Annotated in this window: 6 protein-coding genes; 5 read left to right on the top strand and 1 reads right to left on the bottom strand. The window is 67.5% G+C overall.

From position 1 onward, the window contains the following. Positions 1 to 439 (top strand): DUF4303 domain-containing protein (locus ACK59X_RS05875; protein WP_409955963.1); only part of this gene is annotated, 439 nt, incomplete at its 5' end. Here the strand turns inward: ACK59X_RS05875 and ACK59X_RS05870 are convergent. Beyond that, positions 436 to 1,257 carry a pyruvate, water dikinase regulatory protein gene (locus tag ACK59X_RS05870; RefSeq protein ID WP_409955962.1) on the bottom strand — a complete coding sequence of 274 codons (822 nt, stop codon included), beginning with the start codon at positions 1,255 to 1,257 and terminating at the stop codon, positions 436 to 438. The two genes, ACK59X_RS05875 and ACK59X_RS05870, sit on opposite strands and share 4 nt — an antisense overlap. A gap of 248 nt (positions 1,258 to 1,505) precedes the next feature. Between ACK59X_RS05870 and ppsA the strand changes: the two genes are divergently transcribed. From ppsA to ACK59X_RS05850, 4 genes are all read left to right on the top strand, one after another. Then, a complete protein-coding gene (ppsA, locus tag ACK59X_RS05865) occupies positions 1,506 to 3,899 on the top strand; it encodes a phosphoenolpyruvate synthase (protein ID WP_409955961.1) in 2,394 nt (797 codons plus the stop codon). Between the two features lie 46 nt (positions 3,900 to 3,945). Next, on the top strand, positions 3,946 to 4,302 hold the full coding sequence (locus ACK59X_RS05860; RefSeq protein ID WP_409955960.1) for a DUF4212 domain-containing protein: 357 nt from the start codon (positions 3,946 to 3,948) through the stop codon (positions 4,300 to 4,302). 4 nt (positions 4,303 to 4,306) lie between these two features. Further along, positions 4,307 to 6,427 (top strand): VC_2705 family sodium/solute symporter, encoded by a 2,121-nt coding sequence (locus ACK59X_RS05855; protein WP_409955959.1) that lies wholly within the window; start codon positions 4,307 to 4,309, stop codon positions 6,425 to 6,427. A 173-nt stretch (positions 6,428 to 6,600) separates the two neighbouring features. Continuing rightward, positions 6,601 to 7,142 (top strand): hypothetical protein (locus tag ACK59X_RS05850; RefSeq protein WP_409955958.1); only part of this gene is annotated, 542 nt, incomplete at its 3' end.

The following is a 7,142-nucleotide window of genomic DNA, read 5'->3' as shown; positions in this document are numbered from 1 at the left end:
GCTCTATACCGACGACGGTGCGATGACGGTGTGCCCGGCCATGGTGACCGAATCGCAGGTGCGCGAACTCACCACCCGCCACCCGGACGAGGCCGATTACTACCGCTACAGCTCTGCGGAATGGCCACTGGAGGGCGAGGGTGCCAACGCTGCCTTCAACGCCCTGTGCACCCGCGTGGCCGACCATGTGCTGGCGCTGCCGGACGAAGGTGGCGATGCCGCCTTCAATGCGTTCCGCGCGCAACTCCTCGAAACCATGCTCCAGGTGCTGGAGCGGCTGCGCCGCGAAGACCCGGCCTTCGCGCGTGAATCACTGATGCTGCAGGTAGCGGTGTCGGACGGCGACGAGCCCGCCGAGGTCCTCAACCAATGGGTGGCGCGCTTGAATCCGCCCGACCTGGCTGCCGGGTTCAAGGCCTGGACGGATACCTGGGCCTAGTATTCCAGACGCTCGGGGCGTATTTCCTGCAGGATGGTCGTCGCGATCTCCTCGATCGACTTGGTGGTGGTCGACAGCCAGCGGATGCCGGAGCGGCGCATCATGGCCTCGGCCTCGGCCACCTCGTTGCGGCAGTTGACCAGGTCGGCGTACTTGGAGTTGGGCCGGGGCTCGTTGCGGATCTCCGACAGGCGTTCCGGCTGGATGGTCAGGCCGAAGATCTTCTTGCGGTGCGGCTCCAGCGCGGGCGGCAGCACGCGGCGCTCGAAATCCTCGGGGATCAGCGGGTAGTTGGCCGCCTTCATGCCGTATTGCATGGCCAGGTACAGGCTGGTGGGGGTTTTGCCGCTGCGGCTCACCCCTACCAGGATCACGTCGGCGCCGGCCAGGTCGCGGTTGCTCTGGCCGTCGTCGTGCGCCAGGCTGAAGTTGATGGCCTCGATGCGGTCCGTGTACTCCTTGCTGCGGCTCACGTCGGAGAAGCGGCCCACGCGGTGGTGCGACTTGATGCCCAGTTCATCCTCCAGGGGGTGCACGAAGGTGCCGAACATGTCCAGCAGCATGCCCTTGCAGCCTTCCTGGATGACGCGCAGCACCTCCATGTTGACCAGGGTGGTGAAGACGATGGGCTTCTTGCCCTCGATCTCGGCCGTGTGGTTGATCTGCCGCACCGTCTGGTGCGCCTTGTCCACGCTGTCGATGAAGGGCAGGCGCACATGGCGCGGTTTCATCTCGAACTGGGCCAGGATGGCGTTGCCGAAGGTTTCCGCCGTGATGCCGGTGCCGTCCGAGACGAAGAATACGGTGCGGGTGTGCATGGTGCTGGGGTCTTTGGGTGGAGAGATCGGGGAGCGGGGCCTACAGGCATCGTAAGCAGGTTCCTGCATGTTCCGGGCGCGGCAGGCCTACAATCGCGCCAATTATCCAAATTTCTCACCATGCACGCCGTCGGCCCACAACCACAACGACAAAGCCCCCAGCGCCCGTGCATGGCCGCTCGCCCCACGGTGCCCCTTGGTAGGGGCGGGCGCGCAGACGACCCGGTTTCAACTTCTGGAGCTTTCCCATGTCTGCACTTTTCAGCCCGACCGCCCTGGTCGTACCGTTTGAAAACCTGAGAATGACCGATGTCGAGTCGGTGGGCGGTAAAAACGCCTCCCTCGGCGAAATGATCTCCCAACTGCCCGAGGGCGTGCGCGTGCCGACTGGCTTTGCCACCACGGCACACGCCTTCCGCGAATTCCTGGCCCACGACGGCCTGGCCGACAAGATCAGCGCCAAGCTCGCGAGCCTGGACACCGAAGACGTGCGCGCCCTGGCCAAGGTGGGCGCCGAGATCCGCGCCATGGTCGAGGCCCAGCCTTTCCCGGCCGACCTGCAGAAGGCCATTGGCGATGCGTTCGCCACCTTGTCCGCCGGCAACCCCCAGGCCAGCTTTGCCGTGCGCTCGTCCGCCACTGCCGAGGACCTGCCCGACGCATCCTTCGCCGGCCAGCAGGAGACCTTCCTGAACGTGGTGGGCATCGAGGACGTGCTGCACAAGATGAAGGAGGTGTTCGCCTCCCTGTACAACGACCGCGCCATCTCCTACCGCGTGCACAAGGGCTTTGCCCACGACGTGGTGGCCCTGTCGGCCGGCGTGCAGCGCATGGTGCGCTCCGACCTGGGCGCCGCGGGCGTGATGTTCACCATCGACACCGAATCCGGTTTCGAAGAGGTGGTCTTCATCACCAGCAGCTATGGCCTGGGCGAGACCGTGGTGCAGGGCGCCGTGAACCCCGACGAGTTTTACGTGCACAAGCCCACCCTCAAGGCCGGCAAGAAGGCCGTGATCCGCCGCAACCTGGGCAGCAAGCTGGTGCAGATGGTGTTTTCGACGCCTGAGGAAAAGGCCGCATCGGGCAAGCTGGTCAAGACCACCGACGTGCCCACCGAGCAGCGCAACCGCTATTCGCTGAGCGATGCCGACGTGCAGCAACTGGCCCACTACGCGCTGGTGATCGAGCAGCACTACGGCCGCCCCATGGACATCGAATGGGGCAAGGACGGCACCGACGGCCTGCTCTACATCCTGCAGGCCCGCCCCGAGACGGTGAAGAGCCAGTCCAAGGGCCAGGCCGAGATGCGCTACAAGCTCAAGGGCCAGGGCACCGTGCTGGCCGAAGGCCGCGCCATCGGCCAGAAGATCGGCACCGGCCCCGTGCGCTTGGTGCACAACATCTCCGAGATGGACAAGGTGCAACCCGGCGACGTGCTCGTGACCGACATGACCGACCCCAACTGGGAGCCGGTGATGAAGCGCGCCAGCGCCATTGTCACCAACCGTGGCGGCCGCACCTGCCACGCGGCCATCATCGCGCGCGAGCTGGGTATCCCGGCCGTGGTGGGCTGCGGCGACGCGACCGAGTTGCTCAAGGACGGCACGCTGGTGACGGTGAGCTGCGCCGAGGGTGACACCGGCCACATCTATGACGGCCTGCTGGAGACCGAGGTCACCGAGGTGCAGCGCGGCGAGATGCCCGCCATCAAGACCAAGATCATGATGAACGTGGGCAACCCCCAACTGGCCTTCGACTTCTGCCAGTTGCCCAACGAAGGCGTGGGCCTGGCGCGGCTCGAATTCATCATCAACAACAACATCGGCGTGCACCCCAAGGCCATCCTGGACTACCCTCAGATCGACGCCGACCTGAAGAAGGCCGTGGAATCGGTGGCCCGCGGCCACGCCAGCCCGCGCGCCTTCTACGTCGACAAGGTCGCCGAAGGTGTGGCCACCATCGCCGCCGCCTTCTACCCCAAGCCGGTCATCGTGCGCCTGTCGGACTTCAAGAGCAACGAGTACCGCAAGCTCATCGGCGGCAGCCGCTACGAGCCCGAGGAAGAAAACCCGATGCTGGGTTTCCGCGGTGCGGCGCGCTACCTGAGCGCCGATTTCGGTGAAGCCTTCGCCATGGAATGCGAAGCCCTGAAGCGCGTGCGCAACGACATGGGCCTGACCAACGTGCAGGTGATGGTGCCCTTCGTGCGCACGCTGGGCCAGGCCGAGCGCGTCACCCAGCTGCTGGCCCAGCACGGCCTGCAGCGCGGCAAGGACGATCTCAAGGTCATCATGATGTGCGAGGTGCCGAGCAACGCCATCCTGGCCGAGCGCTTCCTCGAATTCTTCGACGGCTTCTCCATCGGCTCCAACGACCTGACCCAGCTCTCGCTGGGCCTGGACCGCGACTCGGGCCTGGAGCTGCTGGCCCAGGACTTCGACGAGCGCGACCCTGCCGTGCTGGCGCTGATCCACCAGGCCATCCAGGCCTGCCTGGCCCAGGGCAAGTACATCGGCATCTGCGGCCAGGGCCCCAGCGACCACCCCGACTTCGCGCAGTGGCTGGCGACCGAGGGCATCTCCTCCATCTCGCTGAACCCCGACAGCGTGATGGCCACCTGGCAGCAACTGGCTGCGGGCTGAGGCCCGGTGCAGGGACCAGGATCCATGCCACCTCCTGGCTGACACCATGTCCCTGCTGCTGCCGCGCTCCCCTGTGAAGCCCGCCGAGCCCGAGCTCGCCGGGCCCTTTCCGCCCGATCTGCACGATGTGCGCCACCTGTGGCTCAAGGCCGGGCTGTTGCTGGTCTGGGTGCTGGTGTCCTTCGTTGCCACCTATTTCGCGCGCGACCTGCAGTTCCTCATGGCCGGCGGCTGGCCGCTGGGCTACTGGATCGAGGCGCAGGGCGCGGTGCTGGTCTTCATCGCCATCGTGGTGGTCTACGCCTGGGCCATGAACCGCTTCGAGCGGCAGGACGAGCAGCGCCGCATGGCATTCGATGCCGAGCCCCTGGCGGACGGCAAGCCCCCTTCGGATACGGCCTGAGCCCATGCGCAGGCAGGGACCAGCGAGCGCGTCCACCGCGGCCGGCCAGAGCGCGCTGGAGAAAGCCTATTCCTGGCGCCTGCACCGCATCCTGGCGCTGTATGTCTGCGGGGTGCTGGGCTTTCTGGCCCTCATGACCTGGGCCGAACACCAGGGCCTGTCGCGCCACTGGATCGGGCCGATCTTTCTGTTCCTCACCGTGATGGTGTACGCCGGCATCGGCGTCTATGGCCGCACCTCGGACCCCGAGGAATACTACGTCGCCGGGCGGCGGATTCCGCCCCTGTACAACGGCATGGCGGCGGCTGCGGACTGGATGAGCGCGGCCTCGTTCATCAGCCTCTCGGGTGCGCTCTATCTGCAGGGTTTTGCAGGCACGCCGGGGCAGCCGGGCGGGCTGGCCTACCTGCTTGGCTGGACGGGGGGCTTCTGCCTGGTGGCCATGCTGATCGCGCCGCACCTGCGCGCCATGGGCCTGTACACCGTGCCCGACTTCTTCCACGTGCGCTTCGGCGGGCGCTGGCCGCGCATCATCGCGGCGCTGGCGGCGGTGCTGTGCTCGTTCACCTATGTGGTGGCGCAGATCTATGGCGTGGGGCTGATCGCTTCGCGCCTCACGGGCGTGCAGTTCGAGATCGGCATCATGCTCGGCCTGGGCGGGGTGCTGCTGTGCTCCTTCCTGGGCGGCATGCGCGCCATCACCTGGACCCAGGTGGCGCAGTACGTGGTGCTGCTGCTGGCCTTTCTGATCCCCGTGTCCTGGCTGGCCTACAAGCAGCTGGGCAGCCCGCTGGCCCCCGTGGCCTATGGCGCCCAGATCACCAAGATCGCCGACCTGGAGGCACAGCTGCTCGATTCGCCCGCCGAGCAGCAGGTGGTGCAGGTCTACCGCCAGCGTGCGCAGGAGTTCGAAGAGCGCCTCAAGGACGTGGAAGCCGCCCTGGAGCGCGAACGCGAAAAGGGCCGCGAGCGCATCCGCACGCTGCGTGCGCAGAACGCCGATGTGGGCCTGATCGTGCTGGCCAGCCGCGACCTGGCGGCCCTGCCGCGCGACCCCGCTGCCGCGCGCGAGCGCTGGACGCGCGAGATGCAGGAGAACACCGAGCGCGCCCGTCCCCTGGGCGGCCTGCCGCAGCACAGCCAGGCCTTTGCCGGCGACCCCGACGGCACGCCCGAGGAACAGCGCGAGTTCGACCTGAGCCGGCGCAACTTCATGGCGCTGATGTTCTGCCTGATGGTGGGCACGGCCGGCCTGCCGCACCTGCTCACGCGCTACTACACCTCGCCCACGGTCTCGGGCGCGCGTGCGTCGGTGGGCTGGTCGCTGTTCTTCATCGCGCTGCTCTACCTGAGCGCGCCCGCGCTGGCGGTGCTGGTGAAGTTCGAGGTCATGCACAACCTGGTGGGCAGCAGCTTCGAGGCGCTGCCCACCTGGATGGCCCAGTGGGCGCGCGTGGACGCCTCGCTGCTGTCCATCGAGGATGTCAATGGCGACGGCATCGTGCAGTTCGGCGAGATCCGCCTGGGGGCCGACCTCATCATGCTGGCCACGCCCGAGCTCGGTGGGCTGCCCTACGTGGTCTCGGGCCTGGTGGCCGCGGGCGGCCTGGCGGCGGCCCTGTCCACGGCCGACGGACTGCTGCTCACCATCAGCAACGCGTTGGTGCGCGACCTGTACTTTCACGGTTCGGACCGCCGCGCCTCGCCCGAGCAGCGCGTGATCCTGACCAAGTTCGCGCTGCTGGCGGGGGCGCTGTCGGCCGCCTTCGTGGCGGCGCTCAAGCCGGCCGAGATCCTGCCCATGGTCTCGGCCTCGTTCTCGCTGGCGGCCTCGGCCTTCGTGCCGGTGCTGGTGCTCGGGATCGTCTGGCGCGGCACCACGCGCCAGGGCGCGGTGGCGGGCATGCTCGCAGGCCTGGGCGTGGCGGTGTACTACATGCTCTCGCATGTGGTGGCCGTGAAGGCGCTGCTGCCGGCCTGGCTGCTGGCCGATGGGCTCTGGTTCGGCATCCAGCCCATTTCGGCCGGTGTGTTCGGCGTGCCCACGGGCTTGCTGGTGGCATTGCTGGTGAGCCGCATCACCCGCCCCGCGCCCGAACTGCCGCGCGTGCGCATCGAAATCTGAGCGCCCGCCCTGCGCAGCTCATCCTCTTCGCCAGGCCGGGAAATAAACCGGCGCAGGCGAAGGGGCATGGAAAAACCCGACTGTTCAACGGGCCGCAAACGTGACACCCTGTAAGCACAGGCGGCAAGACAGCCGTTCACGATGCTTGGTTTCAGAGATTTCGGGGGGGATACATGGTTCTTGTCAAAACACAGGCGGGGCAGGAGGCGCTCAAGGACCGCCATGGTGGGTTGACCTCTCGGCAGCGTTCGGCCTTCATCCTGTTCGATGGCAAGCGCTCCACGGGCGAGGTGCTGGCGGCCACCGCGTCCATGGGCATCACGCGGGACGACGTGCAGGCCCTGATTGCCCAGGGCTTGCTGGAGCCGCTGTCAAGCAGCGGCGCCGGGGCCGCGGTGGCGGCCGCAGCCGCCGCCAAGGGGAGCGGGCAGGCCGTGGCCGCTGCGGCGGCTGCCGCAGCTTCTCCTGCGGCATCCAGCACCTCGTTCGAGGCCACGGTGGCGATGGAGGCCGTGCAGGGCAGCGGGCGCTCCGACCAGCAGCGCTACAAGGACGCCTATCCCATCGCCACGGAGCTCACGGCCAGCCTGGGCCTGCGCGGCTTTCGCCTGAACCTGGCGGTGGAGGGGGCGGGCAGTTTTTCAGACCTGGCGGCGCTGGCGCCCAAGATCCGCGATGCCGTGGGCGATGCCAAGTTCGCACGGCTGGACAAGGC

The organism is Acidovorax sp. (assembly GCF_046339755.1).
GTDB lineage: Bacteria > Pseudomonadota > Gammaproteobacteria > Burkholderiales > Burkholderiaceae_C > Acidovorax.
The sequence above is the reverse complement of the archived record's forward strand: the minus strand, read 5'-3'. Positions and strand labels throughout refer to the sequence as shown.